The following is a 16,381-nucleotide window of genomic DNA, read 5'->3' on the forward strand; positions in this document are numbered from 1 at the left end:
TCGGGCAGAGCATGGATCATTCCATGCACAACATGCCGGGAATGACCATGCCGGCGAAGCCCGCGGCCAAGGCGACCCCCAAGCCCGCGCGGAAAGCGGCAGCCAAGCCCGCGGCCAAGCGGAAGGCCCAGGTTCGGAGGGCCCCGCGTCGCGCTCAGGCCGCGCCGGCTCGGGTGGCCGATCCGCACGCCGGTCACGACATGAGCGGGATGCAGGGAATGGACATGGGCGCTCAGCAGCAGCCCGCGCCCGCGCAAGATCCGCACGCCGGGCACGACATGTCCGCCATGCCCGGCATGGGTTCCCCGGCAGCAGCCGGGCAGGACCCGCACGCCGGGCACGACATGAGCGCGATGCCCGGCATGGCGATGGATGGTAGCCAGACAGGCGCCAAGATCGGGACCGACCTCCCCCCCGGCAACAAGCCCGCTCCCGCTCCGCCCGGCGATCATCTCGCCGATCGTTTCTGGGGGGCGGATGCCATGGCCAGCTCCCGCGAGAACGACCTGCGGCGCGAGCATGGCGGGATGACCTACTATCAGGTGCTCTTCAATCTTGCGGAGTATCAGGCCCGCAAAGGAAGCGACGGCTACCGCTGGGATGGCGAGGCTTGGGTCGGAGGCGACATCAATCGCCTTTGGCTGAAGTCAGAAGGCGAAGGTGGTTTCGGCAAGGCGCTGGAGAGCGCCGAGGTGCAGGCGCTCTACAGCCATGCCCTCGATCCCTATTGGAATCTCCAGGCCGGCGTCCGCTACGACTTCAAGCCGAACCCGTCGCGCACCTATGCGACGATCGGGATCGAGGGCTTGGCCCCCTACCAGTTCGAGGTCGAGGGCGCGCTGTTCCTCTCCGACAAGGGGGACGTGCTCGCCCGCGCCGAGGGCTATTACGACCAGCGCATCACCAACTACTTCGTTCTCCAGCCCAGGGTAGAGGCCAACTTCGCCGCCCAGGACGTGCGGGAGACCGGGATCGGCTCCGGGCTGACGGACCTGGAGGCCGGTTTGCGGCTTCGCTACGAGGGCCGCCGTGAGTTCGCGCCCTATATCGGCGTGTCGTGGGAACGGCAGTTCGGCGACACCGCCCGCTTCTCGCGGGCGCGGGGCGACGACACAGGGGGCTTCAGCTTCGTCGCCGGCGTGAGGACCTGGTTCTGAGCCCGCGGCTCCGCCTCCACCTTGGAGCGAGCAAGATCCACCGCTGGCTTGCTCTCCTGATCGGCGCGCAGGCGATCGTCTGGTTCACCAGCGGCCTTGTGATGAGCCTGCTCCCCATTGACACCGTGCACGGCGATCACCGGATCGAACGGAACGCCGAGCCGGCGCTGTCGAGCACCCAAGGCTTCGCATCGTTGCCTGCCTTGCTGGCGTCGGCCGGAGCGCCGGTCCGCCAGCTTCAGCACCGAATGCTGCTCGGGCGAGCGATCGTTGAGGCACAGCTTGTGGATGGTCGCATCCGTCTGCTGGACGCTCGCACGGCTGCGCCGATCCCACCATTGGATGCCAGGGTGGCCGGGACGATCGCTCAGAAGGCGTATCGGGGGGCTGGTGTGCCCGCACCCACCATCGAGCGGATTGAACGAGCCAGTACCGAGTATCGCGGGGCGCTGCCGGCATGGAGTGCAACGTTCGCCGACGATGACGCCACCCGAATCTATGTAGCGGCCGAGACGGGACGGCTCACGTCGGTCCGAACAGGAACGTGGCGGCTGTACGACTTCTTCTGGGGTCTCCACATCATGGATTGGACGGAGCACGAGCGGTTCAACACGCCGTGGCTCAACGCTTTCGCCGCAGGCGGTCTCGTCTTCGCAGTGTCGGGTGCGATCCTTCTCTTCATGCGCTGGCCGAGACGGCCGCGCCGCAAAGCCGGGGGGCGTATTTCCAGACAGGGAGTCGCATGATGGACGAGCACCAAGGCAAGATGAACATGGGCATGGGCTACGGTCGTTTTGCGGCAATGGTGGCGACTTCGACCGTTGTCATGTTCGGGCTGATGTACGTGAACGTCTATGCCCTCGGGCATATAGAGTTCAGCCAGACGCGGTTCTGGATGGCCTTCGTGATGGGCGCCACGATGGCGATCATCATGCTCCTTTTCATGTGGTCGATGTACAAGAACAAGCGGACGAATGCCGCGATTATCGGCGGTAGCATCGTAGTGTTCGCGCTCGCGCTGTGGCTCGTCCGCAGCCAGGAGACGGTGGATGACGTGAGCTGGATGAAAGCCATGATCCCGCACCACTCGATCGCGATCCTGACGAGCGAGCGCGCGCACATCAAAGACCCCGAGGTGCGCAAGCTGGCGGACGGAATCATCGATGCTCAGGTTCGTGAGATCACGCAAATGAAGCGGGCCATTGCCAGGCTTGAGGCAAATCCTACGCCTGCGAATGCGCCCGACCTGCCTTCCTATCGTGACAAGCAGGTTCCCCCTCCCCCACCTGAAACTGATGATAGCGTCGGGGTGAATACCCTTCAGCCGATCCGCTGAATTCGATCATGGGCGTGAGGGATACGGTACGCGCGCCCGTATCCCTCCTGTGGGCGGGGGCGTTTACCCAGGAGAGACACGATGAAGAAGATGACTGTTTTGGCCCTCGCGGCCGCGCTCGGCGCCGCTCCGGCCATCGCCCAGATGCAGGGCATGGATCATTCGGGCATGAACCACGGTCAGATGATGAAGCCGACGCCGGCGAACCCCTATCCGCCCTCTGAAATGCAGATGCATCAGAAGATGATGTCGGCCATGGGCGCTGATGCGACCGAGACCTGGGTCCGCAAAATGGTCGAGCATCATCGCGGTGGCATTGCCATGTCGCAGATAGTGTTGCGCGAAACCAAGGACGCAAAGGTCCGCATGATGGCCACCAAGACGATCGCCGAGCAGAACAAGGAAGTCGGCGAGCTGAACGCCTGGCTGCGGGCGCACGGCAAGGCTGCACAGTGATCGGCCCCCGCCCCACCGCAGGGTTTGCCTGCGGTGGGGCGGCCATCTAGGAATAGACATGACCCGCATTCGCCTTCTCGCCGCTGTTGCAGCGTTCGCCATGCCGGTCGCAGCCGTGGCTGTCGGGCCGGTGCTGATGCACCGCGATCCGGGCTGCCCATGTTGCGAGAAGTGGGCGCAGCAGGTGAAGGCTCAGTTCGGTCGGGCGGTCCGCGTCGTCGACGACGCGAACCGGCCCGCGTTCATGAAGGCCCGGGGCGTGCCCGCGGACTTGGCCTCATGCCACACGGCCATCATCGACGGCATGACTTTCGAGGGTCATGTGCCAATCGCCGACATGAAGCGGGCTCTGGCAACGCACCCAAAGGGTGTGACGGGGCTCGCGGTTGCCGGGATGCCGATGGGCTCGCCGGGCATGGAGATGCCGGGCATGAAGACCCAGCCCTACGACGTCGTTGCGTTCGGACCTGGTGGACGCAAGGTGTTCGCCCACCACTGAAAAGGAGGGAGGCGCAGACGCCTCCCTCCCCTGGCTTACTTTTTGGGCATTCCGGACATGTCGTGACCGGCATGATCGCCGCCCTTCTTCATGTCCTTGCAGCAATCGCCCTTGCCGTCCTTGCAGCAATCGGCACCGTCTTTGCAGCACGCCATGTCGGCGCAGCAGGACCCGGCCGCGAAGGCTGCGGTCGGAAGGGCGAGCGCCAGCGCTGCGCCGATCAGCTTGAACTTGGTCATTAAAAGCTCCGTCGATTGAATGTGTGAAACCTGTTGGATGGTTACACGGCTCGTGGAGGTGGAGTGGCGGGCGGTATCAGCCACCCGTTCATGACAGGGGTCGGCGAAGGCCAAGCGGCGATCGGGAATGAGAATAACGGCTCTGCCCTCGCCAGGGCTTCCCCCGGGACGGCGATGCAGGGCGTCGCGCAGGCCGGCTGAGGTGCCTTCTTGTCCGGTGCCGAAGAGCCTTTTTCCTCGCACCCAGCCATTGCCGAGGCGATCGGAGCTGCTTGAGCACTGGTTTCGCAGATCGGCCCCAACCGGACGAGCAGCATCATCGCAAGCACGGCCAGGACGGCAGTGCGAACGAAGCTGACACGAGGGCGAGATCCGGATTTCACGCCAGCTATCGGCAGCCTTTTGGACCTGAAGTCAACGGCTCAGTGCGGCATCGAGAGCGCTGCCGGAGCGATCACCATCCATAGCGCCATGGCGACCATCATCACGTTCTCAGTCAGCGACAGGAAGCCCAGAGGCACATTGCTGTCCCCACCCACGCAGGCGCACTTGAGTTCGCGTTTGTCGACATAGACCGCCTTGATGACGGATACCGCACCGATCGTCCCGATGACGAGCGCGATCGGCACCGAAAGCCAAGTGAGGACACCAGCGGCCATCAGCACGCCCGCAACACCTTCTGCGTAGGGATAGACGTAGGAATAGGGCACCCAGCGCTTGGCGAGCAGATCGTAGTTGAGGAACATGCTCGAGAAGCTCTCGACGTTCTGAAGCTTCAGCATGGCGAGCACGCACATCGAGAAGGCGATGAACCATTCCCCAGCGCGGACCGTGAACGGCGAGCCGAAGGCAGCGTAGCTGGCCGCGAGCGCCATCAGCGCGGTCATGGCGAACACCGCGACTACGGGCCGGTAAGTGACCGCCTTGGGATCGCGCACCGCCTTGCCGAAGAAGCGGCGCAGATCGTCATAACCCCCTACCCGCTCGCCCCCGATGAAGGTCTGCGGTGTGGTCTTCACGCCGTGCTCCGCCTTGAACGCGTCGGTCTCCTCGCGCGTGCGCAGCCAATGATCCTCGACCTCGTAACCTTGCCGGCGCAGCAGATCCTTGGCCTTCACGCCATAGGGGCAGGTGTGCGTCGGCATCACCATGCGATAGATCGTTGCTTTCTTGGGCGCCGCGGTCGCCATCTCACTTCTCCATCCTGTTCGCGGAACCTATATAGGGTCCGTACTATAGTACGGAGTCAAGGCATGGCGGCACTGACGATTGCGGGTCTCGCGCGTGAAGGGGACGTCGGTGTCGAGACCGTGCGCTACTATCAGCGCCGAGGTTTGCTCGATACGCCGGACCGACCCGGAGGCTCCGGCGCGAGCGGTGGTATTCGGCGCTACGGTGTCGATGACGTGCGCCGCCTCCGGTTTATCCGCTCGGCGCAGGCAGCCGGATTCACGTTGGAGCAGATCGGCGAACTGCTAGCGCTCGACGCAACCGACGATCGCGCCCGCGCACGCGAGCTTGCCAATGAGCGGATTGCGGCGCTGGACACCAAGATTCAGGAGCTTGAGCGGGTGCGCGCCTCCCTTCGCCATCTCGCGAGAGAGTGCGGAAGCGGCTCGGCCGGGCCGTGTCCGATCCTTCAAGCGTTCGATCACGCTTGAGTGTTAGGCGCGCGCCATGTGGAGCAATGAAAACCCTGTGGACCGCGCTCATTGAACCGGCCGTTCTCTGGACGGCAGCTAGCCACCCACGAGCAGTCGGTCGGCCACCAGCGACGTCCTGCCGGTCGGCTCCCGACCCAAAGTCGGTCGTAGCCGAGGCACGTTGCCGATCTCCGAAGCGGGCATTCTGAACCACGGTTCTGACACACGCAAACCCTTGAGAGGCCGTGGTAGGTTCCACAGCGTCACAACCGACCGGTTATGACGACTTTCCCGATTGAAATGGTATTTTGGGATTATGGCTCGGTTAGCCGGTGCCACCTGAAACATCGGGAGCCACCTTGGGATCGGGGTCTTGCGCCTTGCCGGTTGCGGGTGCCGCCTTCTGATGCGGCATGGCGGTGAGATAGGCGACAATTTCGTCGACATCCTTCTCGGCCACCGGCGCCTTGTAGACCTCGCGCATCTTGGTGACGGTCGCCTTCCACTGATCCGCCGATAGCGCAGGCTGGGTCAGCGCCATGCTGGCCGAGTGGCACGAAGTGCAGTTGGCGTTGACGACGTCGGCGTGCAGACCATCGGGATAGGTCGCGTCGTCGACCGGCAGGTCGACGCTGGTCGAGGCGAGCGAAAAGCCGCGGGCTGAGACGCTGGTGGGCGGTGCCGGCTCGGATGTCTCGGAGATCGGGGCAGGCGCCTTGCGGCTGCTCGGCGCCCCGATCGAGACGAGGATAATGCCGGTCAGGCCGATCAGGCCAGCGGCCATGATGCCGGGAGACGGGGTCTTCATGCTACTCGCTCCTCAGGCCGCAATGATGGTGGTGGTTTCGATGTTGCCGCGCATGAACCCGCCGGGGTTCCAGATCGGCTTCATCGGCTGAGCGACACCGTTGGCGTTCCAGCAGCGCACCATGATGGGGTTGGGACCGCGCCTAAGCGGCACGCGACCATCCCAGCGCCGGAAGCTATACTTGCCCTCATCCGATCCGAGCGTCGTCCTGTACCAGGTGCGGCCACCATCGGATGAGACATCGACCTTGGCGACGCCGCAGTCGCCGCCCATCGCGATCCCGCCAACCGGGATGGACGCTTCATAGGCGATCACCTGGCCATCCGGCAGGCTGGTCATCCAGCTACGCGGGATCATGCGGTTAATCGGGACGGTCGGGAAGTCTTTCTGTCCCGGCATCACGTTGGCGCCCGGCGTCGCCGGGATCTTGTAAGCCTTGGCCATCCAATATTGGTCGTCAGGGCCGGGCAGCACCTCGATCGCGTTCAGCATCTTGACCCAATAGGTCGAATACCAGCCCGGCACGATCAACCGGCAAGGGAAGCCGTTGAGGAGCGGCAGCTGCTCGCCGTTCATGCCGAAGGCGATCATCACCTCGCCGTCGCGGGCATGGTCGAGCCCAAGCGCCTTCTCGAAGTCGGGGGCGCCAGCGACGACCGGCTGATCGAGAGCGCCGAAGCGTACCTGTACCGCGCCTGCTTTGACCCCGGCGAGATCAAGCACGTCGCGCAGGCGCACACCGAGCCATTTGGCATTGCCCATCGCGCCGTTGCCCCATTGCGCGCCGGCGACACGCGGCTGGAACAACCCACGGCTGTTGCCCGAGCACTGATTGACCGCTGCCATCTCGACGCGCGGCAGGCGCAGCAGTTGGGCAAGGCTGATCGACAGCGGTCTGTTGACGTGGCCGAAGACCTTGAGGCGAAAGCTCTCGACGTCGATCGAGGTCGGGATGTCGGCCCAGTGCCAGCGGACGAAGAACTGGTCGTTGGGCGTGAACACCGACTTGTCGAACACGTCCATCGGCGTCTCCAACAGCGGAGGATGGATGCGTTGGAGGATCATGCTGCCCTTGCCAGGAAAGGCGCTGGTCATCGGCCGCTCGGCATTGCCGCCAGGCAGCTTCAGGTCGACGAGCTGCTGCGCCAGCGCAGGTGCTGCGGCAAGGCCGGCGGTGCCGAGCGCCGTACGCCTGAGAAAGCGGCGACGGCTGGTTTCACTCGCCAGCGCGGCGTCAAAATTGTCCATGACAAGGCTCTCCTGTGGCCAGCCACGCTGGCGGATCGAAGGGGCGTTCTGCAAGTGATCGGACCGACTGATCCGATCATCAGGGTGGATCAGTTCGGGGTAGCGATGCAGGGCGAGACGAACAGGTTGCCGCGCCATGCTCCGGCGAGCGTCTTGGCACCGACCAGCAGCCACATCGCCGCGAGCGCGATCGTCAGCACCGTGCCGACGATACCGAAGAAGCCGAGGTTCAGCGTCGTACCGAGGCGGAAGGTGGCGACGGTGTAGACGCCGAGCGGGAAGGTATAGCCCCACCAGCCAAGGTTGAATGGGACGCCGGCGCGCCAGTAGCGGATGGTGATGAGCGTCGCGAGCGCCAGCCACCACAGGCCGAAACCCCACAGGCAGAGCCCGGCGACGACGCCGATCCCTTGCGCGACGGTACCGACACCGACCAGCCCGTGCGCCGCGAGGATCGCCGGCGCATCCGCCCCAAGCACCAGCATACCCAGCGCCCCGGTGCCGATCGGCCCCAGCGCGAGCCAGGAGGATGCCGCCATGCTCTCGTGCGGGAGCTTGTGGAGCGCCATGCGCAGGATCAGAATAGCGAGGATGCCAAACGCGACCGGCACCGAATAGGCCCACAGCACATACGAGGTCGCGAGCGTCACGATCTGCGCGTGGGGATCGGTCAGATGCGGCGCGAGCAGCCCGCCGCTGGCACCCGCCACTTCCGCTGCGACGACCGGCAGCAGCCATACCGCGGTCATGCCGTCCAGGCTGTGCTCGTGGCGGGTAAACATCAGGTAGGGGATCAACACGCCGCAGGCGAGCGACATGGCGACGTCGATCCACCACAGGACGTGTGCGACCGGCATGATGCCGTTACCGAATCGCGCGATCCCGAAGGCGAGACATCCGTTGATGATCGTCGCCAGGCCCATCGGGATGGTCCCGATGAACATCGACACGGTGTTGTGGCCGAAGATGCGCCGTGCCTCATGCCCGAACATCGCCCAGCGCGCGCCATAGAGACCGGCGAACAGGATGAAGAGCGCGATGTTGAAGAACCACAACACCTCGCCAATCGGTTTGAGCGCGGGGCCGATGCCGGGCACCTGCGGCAGCGCGAGAGCGAGGATGCCGGTGCCCATGGTCGCGGCAAACCAGTTGGGTGTGAACTGGCGGATCATCTCGCGCGGGTGATCGAGCCTGCTTAGCGGCTTGAGGCCGGTCAGGGCCGAAGGTGCGTCGGCAGTCATGCGACCTGCTCCTTGATGAGGTCCGTCAGCGCGTCGGCCGCGCGGGTGCGATAGCGTTCCTTGTGGCGCAGCGCGTGGAAGGCGCGATCGGGTAACTCAAGCGCCAGCTCGACCAGATCGCCGGCCTTGAGCGCGCGTGCGACGACCAATCGCGACAACACAGCGACGCCGGCACCGGCCTCGACCGCGGTACGCACCGCCTCGTTGGACGGCAGCGTCATCGCTACCGTCAGCTGGGCCGGATCAAACCCGCGCGTTCGCAGCACGTCCTCGAAGGTCGAGCGCGTGCCCGAACCCTGCTCGCGGACGATCCAGCGTGCAGCGCGAAGCCAGTCCTCGTCGACACGCTCGGCGTCCCTGCGTCCGACCAGCACCATCGGATCGCGTCCGACTTCCCAATGCGCCAGCGCTGGTTCGTCCACTTCGCCTTCAACGAAACCGAGTTCCGCCGCTCCGCTAAGGACCTGCGCTGCCGCGCCTTCGGTGTTGTCGATCGCCAGCTCGACCGCGATCTGCGGGTGGCGGTCGTGGAAGGCGGCAAGCCTTGCGGGCAACCAGTAGCTTGCGATCGTCTGGCTGGCGACGATCCGCAACGAACCACGGGCAAGCCCGGCATAGTCCGCCAGCATCGTCTCGGCATGCGCTGCCCGCCCCAGCACCGCGCGCGCTTCCTCCAGAAAGCCGCGGCCCGCTTCGGTCAGCTGGATGCCACGCCCGACGCGGTGAAACAGAGGAACCCCGTAGCGCGCTTCGAGGGCCGCGACCGCGCCGGAGGCAGCGGACTGCGTGACGTTCAGCACCTCTGCTGCCTTGGTGACGTGTTCGCGCTCGGCGACACCGACGAAGATTCTGAGCTGCTCCAGGGTCATGCAGCTTGTATCGCGCAAACTGATCGATACGACCAACCGTTCGATCTGTTTGTTCCAATCTGGATATCGGAACGATCGGTAATCCTTCGTCTGCGATAGTCTTGAAGGCTTGAAGCGATCCGCGCGCTTGCGGCGTTGGTTCGTCCATGACTGATATGATCGAGCGCAAATCCGATCCCTACAACGCCGAGCCGACGCCCGGCGCGCTGATCGAGCGGTTCCTGACGCCGCAGGCGCTGTTCTACGTGCGCAGCCATGGTGCAGTGCCCGATCTGCCTGCCGATCACCGGATCGCAGTGAGCGGGACGGGCATGGCGAGCCGCTCCTTCTCGGTGGAGGAACTGAAAAGCGCGTTGGCCACGCGGACGGTGACGGCAGTTCTCCAGTGCGCCGGCAACCGGCGCACGGATCTCCAGCAGGTCGCTAAAACGTCCGGCGACCCCTGGGACGTGGGCGCGATCGGCAATGCGGAATGGACCGGCGTACGACTGTCCGACGTACTGGATGCCGTCGGTGCGCCGAATGCGTCCGACCTGTTCGTGGCGTTCACCGGCGCGGACGAGGTGGACGTCGAAGGCGAGGAAGCATTGTTCGGGGTCTCGATCGCCATGGACAAGGCGCGGCAACCCGACGTCCTTATTGCCTGGGCGATGAACGGCGAGCCGCTGACGCCCGAACACGGCGCACCGCTCCGCATGGTGGTGCCGGGCTATGCCGGGGTGCGGAGCGCCAAATGGCTGACACGGATCGAGGTGCGCGAGACGCCATCCGACGCACCGATCCAGGCGCACGACTACAAGCTCTTTCCTGCCGATGTGACGAGCGACACCGTCGACTGGAGCCAGGGTCTGACCATCAATGCCATGCCGCTCAACGCCGCGATCTGCGTGCCCGGCTCTGGCGAAAGCCTGCCGGCCGGGGAGGTGCGGATCGAGGGCTATGCCATCGCCTATGATCGCCGCGTCTCTCGGGTCGAAGTGTCGGTAAACGGTGGTCGCGACTGGCAACAGGCGACGTTCACCGATGATCCGGAGGCGCACTGGGGTTGGCGGCGCTGGACCCTCGACGCCACGCTCGCCAAGGGGCGCCAGCACCTTGTCGTGCGCGCCTTCGACGAGACTGGACAGGGTCAGCCCGAGCGGCCGGATACGGTGTGGAACTTCGCCGGCTATCTGTGCACCGCCTGGCATCATGTGCACGTGCTGGTCGAATGATCGAAGCATCAGCGGCATCGGACCTCGGCTTCTGGATCGATGCGATCGGGCGGCTGGTGGTGGCGACCGCGGCTGGGATGGTGCTCGGCTGGGAACGCTCGCGCGAGAACCGGCAGATCATGGGATTGCGAACGCTGGGTCTGGTCGGTCTGGCGAGCTGCATCGCCGTGCAGGCGATCGTGCACAGTGGCTTGCCGAACGTAAACGCCGATGCCGCAGGACGGGCGATGCAGGGCATTCTGTCCGGCGTCGGCTTCATCGGTGCCGGCGCGGTGCTGCGGGTCGGCCAGGGTCAGGAAGTGCATGGATTGGCGACCGCCGCGTGCATCTGGGTCACGGCCACGATCGGCGCGGCAGCAGGGTTGGCGGTGTGGCCGCTCATCATCGGCGGGTTGAGCCTTGCGATGCTCGTACTGTTCGCGGGCGCTCCGCTCGAACGTCGCATTCGCGAGCGGGCCAGGCTGACTCCGGCAGAGGCCGACCGGAAGGATGCCGAGCGCAAGCCGTGATCCCGCTGGTCCGCCCAGTGCCTGTCGGCGCTAAGAAGCGGCCAGGCGCTATCAGGAGACAAGCCCCGCATCGGCCTGGCGCCGGACCTCATCGGCGATCGGATGCAGCTCGGCAGCGGGTCGCTCGCCCACTACACTATAGCCGATCCCGTCGACAGCCCATGTGACCCGGCCCATGGTCCCGCTGGACGTGCTGGTCATGCTTGCGCTCTTGTCGATTTGCATAGGCCTCGTCAGCACCGCGAGCTTTGACGCTTGCGGTCCATCGTAGAGGAGAAGAGCCGCAGGGCCGTGGGGCGTCGCGACCAATCGCCCCCCGCCATAGCGGTAACCGGCTGTGCTGAGGTCCGGGATGGTCACGCGCTCACCCAATCGGGCGGAGGTCCACCGGATCAGCATGGCGCGCTGGTCGGGGCCGATTTCCGCCGGTCGTATCCGGTCGGCGGCATAGACACGGAAATTGTCACTCGCCTCGTTGGCCAGCGCCGCGATGCCCGCGCGGGGTTCGCCGCTCCAACGCGCACTCGACCAGCCCCCGCCAAACCCGACCGCCAGCAGAAGCGACGCGGCGATGGCGAGTTGCCAACGCGGTTGGCGTTGCCGTCCCCTGATGGCTGCGACGCGCATCGTCGCCGGGATAGGTTCATCCGCGATTGGAGCGAAAAGCGATGCAAGGGCTCGCGCCTGCTCCGCCTGCTCCCGCAAACGGGCATGCACGTCCGGCTGGCCTTCAAGGTAAGCGTCGACCAGACGCTGCCGCTCGGGCGACAGCCTGCCATCGATCCACGCGGCCAGATCGTCCTCTCCGATCGGGCTGGTCATCGAATACTCCTTAATCGTGGCCGTTCACCCTCCCGGAGGAGCGTCGCCAGACGGTCGCGCCCCCGCGATATGCGCGACATCACCGTTCCCAGCGGCACACCGACGACGGCAGCGACTTCCCCATATGACAGACCTTCGACGGAAATGAGGAGCAGCACCGTCCGCTGCTCCTCGGGCAACGCATCAAGTGCGCGCAACAGGTCTCGGTGGTGCAGGCCTGCGTCCTGATCGGCCGGGAGGCCGAGAGCAGCGTCGTCCACGAGGTGGAGCGGAACCGCCGTACCTCGCCGGACATGCTGCCGCTTATGATCGACCAACAGATTATGCAGGATTGCATAGACCCAGGGGCGAACCTCCGTCCCGCGTCGTTGCCGCCAGCGCCCGACCGCGCGCTCAAGGCAATCCTGCACCAGGTCATCCGCCATCGCCTGATCGCGCAACCACGACCGGGCATAACGGCGCAGACCGGGGACCAGGGGCTCGATCGCGGCGGCAAGCGGGTCCATCTCAGTCGCGCTGCACCTGCACGATGCGGCCCGGTGCGCCATTCACCACCTCGGCGACCGCCAGAAAGCGCCGGGGGGCCGCTGCACTGCCCTGAACGATCTGCCGGATCGGACCCGATGCGTTGACGATCGCCGCACCTGCCGGATTGCTCATGAAGTTCGCAAGCGGCTCTACCGCACCGCTGCCGTCCGCGTTGGCGGTGAGCACGAGCATGTAAGGCTTCTTGGGCTGCAGACCGGTAACGGCACTCTGCACGACCTGAATGATGCCCTGGTCGAAGAGGGTAATGCTGCTTGCCGCACCATTGCCGCCAACCGGCCCCATGTTCAGATGCACCGCCTTGCCTGCCGTACCGAGCGGTTGGAGATTGTCGGTGCCGGGGCCTGTCGGAACAGCGTTCGGCACATAGGCGATCGCCTGCGGTGCCTGTCCGACCGGCACGGTGGCAACGACCTTGTTGCCGGCGGTGTCGATCGCGGCAAGTTCATCGGCATTCTCCAGCCCGACATAGATGCGCCGGCCGTCGCCCGATGGCCAGACGCCGTGCGGCATCTTGCCGACCGGGATGGTGGCGACAAGCGCGAAGTCGGACGTGCGGAACACCTTCACCGCGTTTTCCCCGCCCACCGTGACATAGGCGAACTGTCCCCTGACCGTGCGGGCGAAGTTGACGTGATTGGTGATCGGTCCGGTATCCAGCACCTTGAGGATCGCGAAAGGCGGCCTGGCATCGAATGCGACCGTCTTGCCGATGTCCTTCAGCGTGAACCACACCTGCTTGCCGTCCGGCGTCGCGGCGATGTTGGGACAGAACGGACTCGGCTGCGCCACCTGTCCGACCTGCGCGTGGGTCGAGACATCGAACACGGCCAGCACCGGATTGAATGAGGAACAGACATAGCCGTATCGGCCATCGGGAGAGAAGATCGTCATGCCCGGACCACCGGGCGTCTTGATGCGACCGGTCTCCTTGTACGTCGTGGGGTCGAGCACGGCGATGTAATCCTCGCCGCGTACCGTAACCCACACCTCCTTGCCGTCCGGCGTGAAGAACGCCTCATGCGGACTGCGCCCGACATAGGTCGTGTGCTTGACGGTGTTGGTGGCGGTGTCGATCCACGACACGGCGTTGGATCCGATCGACACGACCGCCAGTGTTTTCCCGTCCGGCGAGAAGCCGAGGCCGTGAACCAGCACCTGCCCCTTGTAGAGCGGGGAAAAATTCATCGGCTGCGGATCGCCGAGCTTGATGACGCCGAGCAACCTGTTGTCGGCCGGGTCCGTTACCGACACCGTGTTGGAGAATTGTTCGGATGCATAGACGCGGTCGCGGTGGCTGACAGGCACGTCCTTGGCGTTCCACGGCGCCTGCTGAGCCATGGCAATGCCCGGTGCGGCGCTCATCAGCAAGGCGGCCGAGCGCAGGAAGGTCCGGATCATGTCAGTGCTCCATATGGCTGTGGTGGTCGCCGCCCTGCGTCGGGGCTGGCGTCGAAGGGGGTAGCGGCTGACCGATCGCCAGCTTCATGGCGGCGATCTCCTGCTGCTGATCGATGATGATCTCCTGCGCGATGCGCTTGAGCTGCTCGTTATGGCCGTAGCGCAGCTCTGCCACCGCCATATCAATGGCGCCCTGGTGATGCGGAAGCATCATCGCGACGAAATCGCGGTCGACGTCGCCGGACGGCTTGACCATCATGCCCGCCATCATCCGGTCCATCGCGGCAGATACCATGCTGGCGTAGCCATCGGCGGGGGCGGCCGCGACTGCGCCGGTGAGCATGGCCGAAGCAGTCAGACCCAGCATCCAATTTCGTCTACGCATAAGCCTCCGGCGCATCAGTCTCGAAAGCGTAGACGACGCCCGTCGGGGTTTATTCCATGGGTGAGCCGATTATTGATCCTCAGCAAAACAATGGTCTCGTCGTGACCCTGCCGTTGGTTGACCAGGTCGCCGTCGGACAGCATATGCTCGGGCACGGCGATGGATTTCCGCCGGGCCATTCGGCCGAACCGCCCTCGCAAGGGCCGATGATTCCTACCAGGCGCCGCAAGGCAGCAAGGAGGAATCATGCGCGCGACATTTCGCAATCTCTACGACCAGTTCAACATGGCAGCGTTCATTCGCGATCGCCGCACCCATGCCATGTCGGTGCTGCGGTGGGCTTTGATCCTGGTCCCGATGGCCGCAACGGTGGGAACGCTCTGCGCGGCCTTCCTGTGGAGCCTCGATGCCGTGACCCGGCTTCGCTTTGCCTTTCCCGGGCTGCTCTACCTGCTACCGATCGGCGGGTTCATGGTCGGACTGCTCTACCATCTGACAGGGCGCTCGGTCGAAGGTGGCAACAATCTTATCGTCGAGCAGATCCACGAACCGGGGGGCGGCGTGCCGCTGCGCATGGCCCCGCTCATTTTCTTCGGCACGGTCGTGACACATCTGTTTGGTGGATCGGCGGGGCGCGAAGGCACCGCCGTGCAATTGGGCGGCAGTCTTTCCGGCGGGTTCGGGCGCGCCCTCAAGCTGGATACGCAAGCAACGCGCATCCTGCTGATGACCGGGATCGCGGCAGGGTTCGGCGCAGTGTTCGGGACGCCGATTGCGGGAGCGGTCTTCGCGCTGGAGGTGCTGGCGATTGGCCGGGTCGAGTATCGCGCGCTGGTGCCGTGCCTGGTCGCGGCACTGGTCGGCGACTGGACCTGTCTTGCCTGGGGCATTCACCACGGTATCTACCAGGTCGATGCGACAGTGCCGGTCGACGCTCTAATCGTCATCAAGGCTGGCGTCGCGGGCGTCGTATTCGGGTTGGTCGGACTAGCTTTTGCGGAGGCCAATCATGCGTTTGGCGGATGGCTGAAGCGCATGGTGCCTTATGGCCCACTACGACCCGTCATCGGTGGCGTGGCCGTGATCGCACTGGTCTGGCTGTTCGGAACGCGCGACTATCTCGGCCTTGGCACGCTCGCCGCGACATCGGACGGCCTGACCATCGCCAGCTTCTTTGGTCCCGACACCCATCCATGGAGCTGGGCGCTGAAGCTGCTCTTTACCGTCGTGACCCTGAGCGCTGGCTTCAAGGGCGGAGAGGTGACGCCGCTGTTCTTCATTGGCGCGGCGCTCGGCAATGCGCTCGCGCCCATGTTCGGAGTGCCGACGGGGGTCTTCGCGGCGATCGGCTTCGTTGCGCTGTTCGCGGGTGCTGCCAACACGCCGCTTGCCTGCACGTTCATGGGGATCGAATTGTTCGGGGCGGCCTATGCTGTGCCGATCGCGGTCGCATGCTTCGTCGCCTACCTTTGCTCGGGTCATAACGGCATTTATCTGTCGCAGCGCGTCGCAGTCCCCAAGGTGCCTGCTGCGCACCTCACACCCGGTGCGACCCTGCGTGATGCCCGCACGCACCGTGCTTCCCGCCGACGCTCGCGCGTCTGATCCTGCTTCCTATCGAAAGGCCCGTTATGCCTGATCGTTTCACCGTCCAGCACCGCGAGGTTGGAATGCTGCGCATCTATTTGAAGCCGTCTGACAAGGTCGGCCCACGTCGCTTCTGGGGTGCGAAACCTTTCTATCGCGAGCTGATCCGCACCGCGAAGGCGGACGGCATCATCAACGCCGTCGCGCAGAACATGCATTACGGCTTCAGCAATCGCGGCCCGGCGGCATTCAACCGTTCCGATCCTGAAGCTGACTGGCAGGAAAGTCCCCACTTGGGAGCACCTCAAGGTTTGTGACACGGACAGCGGTAAGCTGAACAGGTAGCGAACAGGGCGGCTCAGGCCACCTTGGCTCCGGGTCCGCCGGCGATGTTGAGTGCGCGGTAGCCGTCTTGATCGAG

20 protein-coding genes and 1 riboswitch are annotated in these 16,381 nt (G+C 65.0%); of the genes, 10 read left to right on the forward strand and 10 right to left on the reverse strand.

All coding sequences use genetic code 11. The features are described from left to right. Positions 1-23: 23 nt before the first annotated feature. From ACH0CP_RS17600 to ACH0CP_RS17620, 5 genes are all read left to right on the forward strand, one after another. The gene (locus ACH0CP_RS17600) at positions 24-1,157 is read left to right on the forward strand and encodes a copper resistance protein B (protein ID WP_192125836.1); all 1,134 of its coding nucleotides are present in this window, start codon (positions 24-26) and stop codon (positions 1,155-1,157) included. Between the two features lie 35 nt (positions 1,158-1,192). Further along, on the forward strand, positions 1,193-1,903 hold the full coding sequence (locus ACH0CP_RS17605; protein WP_353452359.1) for a hypothetical protein: 711 nt from the start codon (positions 1,193-1,195) through the stop codon (positions 1,901-1,903). Next, positions 1,903-2,493, forward strand: coding sequence for a DUF305 domain-containing protein (locus ACH0CP_RS17610; RefSeq protein ID WP_199860401.1), 591 nt, complete (start codon positions 1,903-1,905; stop codon positions 2,491-2,493). The genes ACH0CP_RS17605 and ACH0CP_RS17610 overlap by 1 nt, the downstream gene beginning before the upstream one ends. 81 nt (positions 2,494-2,574) lie before the next feature. Next, positions 2,575-2,949 carry a DUF305 domain-containing protein gene (locus ACH0CP_RS17615; protein ID WP_056025231.1) on the forward strand — a complete coding sequence of 125 codons (375 nt, stop codon included), beginning with the start codon at positions 2,575-2,577 and terminating at the stop codon, positions 2,947-2,949. A gap of 58 nt (positions 2,950-3,007) precedes the next feature. Further along, a complete protein-coding gene (locus tag ACH0CP_RS17620; RefSeq protein WP_056025228.1) occupies positions 3,008-3,448 on the forward strand; it encodes a DUF411 domain-containing protein in 441 nt (146 codons plus the stop codon). Positions 3,449-3,483: 35 nt separating this feature from the next. Here ACH0CP_RS17620 and ACH0CP_RS17625 read toward each other — a convergent pair whose 3' ends face one another. Together ACH0CP_RS17625 and ACH0CP_RS17630 are read right to left on the reverse strand one after the other, a co-directional pair. Then, the gene (locus ACH0CP_RS17625) at positions 3,484-3,687 is read right to left on the reverse strand and encodes a hypothetical protein (RefSeq protein WP_056025225.1); all 204 of its coding nucleotides are present in this window, start codon (positions 3,685-3,687) and stop codon (positions 3,484-3,486) included. 422 nt (positions 3,688-4,109) lie between these two features. Beyond that, on the reverse strand, positions 4,110-4,877 hold the full coding sequence (locus ACH0CP_RS17630) for a MauE/DoxX family redox-associated membrane protein (protein ID WP_056025222.1): 768 nt from the start codon (positions 4,875-4,877) through the stop codon (positions 4,110-4,112). A 63-nt stretch (positions 4,878-4,940) separates the two neighbouring features. Here ACH0CP_RS17630 and ACH0CP_RS17635 point away from each other — a divergent pair, with 63 nt between their 5' ends. Further along, positions 4,941-5,348, forward strand: a complete 408-nt coding sequence (locus ACH0CP_RS17635; protein ID WP_056454901.1) for a MerR family DNA-binding protein — start codon at positions 4,941-4,943, stop codon at positions 5,346-5,348. 307 nt (positions 5,349-5,655) lie between these two features. Here the strand turns inward: ACH0CP_RS17635 and ACH0CP_RS17640 are convergent, their stop codons facing one another. From ACH0CP_RS17640 to ACH0CP_RS17655, 4 genes are all read right to left on the reverse strand, one after another. Beyond that, positions 5,656-6,138: a cytochrome c gene (locus ACH0CP_RS17640; protein WP_056025216.1), complete on the reverse strand. Its 483-nt coding sequence runs from the start codon at positions 6,136-6,138 to the stop codon at positions 5,656-5,658. 12 nt (positions 6,139-6,150) lie between these two features. After that, the gene (locus ACH0CP_RS17645) at positions 6,151-7,386 is read right to left on the reverse strand and encodes a molybdopterin-dependent oxidoreductase (RefSeq protein WP_056025213.1); all 1,236 of its coding nucleotides are present in this window, start codon (positions 7,384-7,386) and stop codon (positions 6,151-6,153) included. Positions 7,387-7,475: 89 nt separating this feature from the next. After that, positions 7,476-8,627 carry a TDT family transporter gene (locus tag ACH0CP_RS17650; protein WP_056025209.1) on the reverse strand — a complete coding sequence of 384 codons (1,152 nt, stop codon included), beginning with the start codon at positions 8,625-8,627 and terminating at the stop codon, positions 7,476-7,478. Continuing rightward, positions 8,624-9,496 carry a LysR family transcriptional regulator gene (locus tag ACH0CP_RS17655; protein WP_056025206.1) on the reverse strand — a complete coding sequence of 291 codons (873 nt, stop codon included), beginning with the start codon at positions 9,494-9,496 and terminating at the stop codon, positions 8,624-8,626. Before ACH0CP_RS17655 ends, ACH0CP_RS17650 begins: the two co-directional genes overlap by 4 nt. A 146-nt stretch (positions 9,497-9,642) precedes the next feature. Between ACH0CP_RS17655 and ACH0CP_RS17660 the strand changes: the two genes are divergently transcribed. Further along, the gene (locus tag ACH0CP_RS17660; protein WP_056025203.1) at positions 9,643-10,710 is read left to right on the forward strand and encodes a sulfite oxidase; all 1,068 of its coding nucleotides are present in this window, start codon (positions 9,643-9,645) and stop codon (positions 10,708-10,710) included. After that, complete coding sequence (locus ACH0CP_RS17665) at positions 10,707-11,219, forward strand: MgtC/SapB family protein (protein ID WP_052149081.1); 513 nt, start codon at positions 10,707-10,709, stop codon at positions 11,217-11,219. Before ACH0CP_RS17660 ends, ACH0CP_RS17665 begins: the two co-directional genes overlap by 4 nt. Before the next feature lie 51 nt (positions 11,220-11,270). On the opposite strand, the gene ACH0CP_RS17670 is transcribed toward ACH0CP_RS17665, so the two are convergent. Genes ACH0CP_RS17670 through ACH0CP_RS17685 form a run of 4 tightly spaced genes read right to left on the reverse strand, consistent with a single transcriptional unit; the run spans position 11,271 to position 14,331 of the window. Beyond that, positions 11,271-12,041, reverse strand: coding sequence for an anti-sigma factor (locus ACH0CP_RS17670; protein ID WP_056025200.1), 771 nt, complete (start codon positions 12,039-12,041; stop codon positions 11,271-11,273). Further along, complete coding sequence (locus ACH0CP_RS17675; protein ID WP_056025197.1) at positions 12,038-12,547, reverse strand: RNA polymerase sigma factor; 510 nt, start codon at positions 12,545-12,547, stop codon at positions 12,038-12,040. Before ACH0CP_RS17675 ends, ACH0CP_RS17670 begins: the two co-directional genes overlap by 4 nt. A 1-nt stretch (position 12,548) precedes the next feature. Continuing rightward, the gene (locus ACH0CP_RS17680; protein WP_056025194.1) at positions 12,549-13,988 is read right to left on the reverse strand and encodes a YncE family protein; all 1,440 of its coding nucleotides are present in this window, start codon (positions 13,986-13,988) and stop codon (positions 12,549-12,551) included. Between the two features lies 1 nt (position 13,989). Further along, the gene (locus ACH0CP_RS17685) at positions 13,990-14,331 is read right to left on the reverse strand and encodes a DUF305 domain-containing protein (RefSeq protein WP_081974599.1); all 342 of its coding nucleotides are present in this window, start codon (positions 14,329-14,331) and stop codon (positions 13,990-13,992) included. Between the two features lie 188 nt (positions 14,332-14,519). Next, a riboswitch (Fluoride riboswitch) is annotated at positions 14,520-14,596 on the forward strand. Between the two features lie 23 nt (positions 14,597-14,619). Here ACH0CP_RS17685 and ACH0CP_RS17690 point away from each other — a divergent pair. Both ACH0CP_RS17690 and ACH0CP_RS17695 read left to right on the forward strand, forming a co-directional pair. Next, entirely contained in the window at positions 14,620-15,978 is a 1,359-nt protein-coding gene (locus ACH0CP_RS17690) for a voltage-gated chloride channel family protein (RefSeq protein WP_192125834.1), read from the forward strand. Positions 15,979-16,043: 65 nt separating this feature from the next. After that, positions 16,044-16,277 (forward strand): hypothetical protein, encoded by a 234-nt coding sequence (locus ACH0CP_RS17695; RefSeq protein ID WP_406893933.1) that lies wholly within the window; start codon positions 16,044-16,046, stop codon positions 16,275-16,277. The last annotated feature ends 104 nt before the right edge of the window (positions 16,278-16,381 follow it).

Origin of the sequence: Sphingomonas sp. 179-I 2A4 NHS (assembly GCF_045369135.1) — a bacterium.
In the GTDB taxonomy this organism is placed as follows: Bacteria; Pseudomonadota; Alphaproteobacteria; order Sphingomonadales; family Sphingomonadaceae; genus Sphingomonas.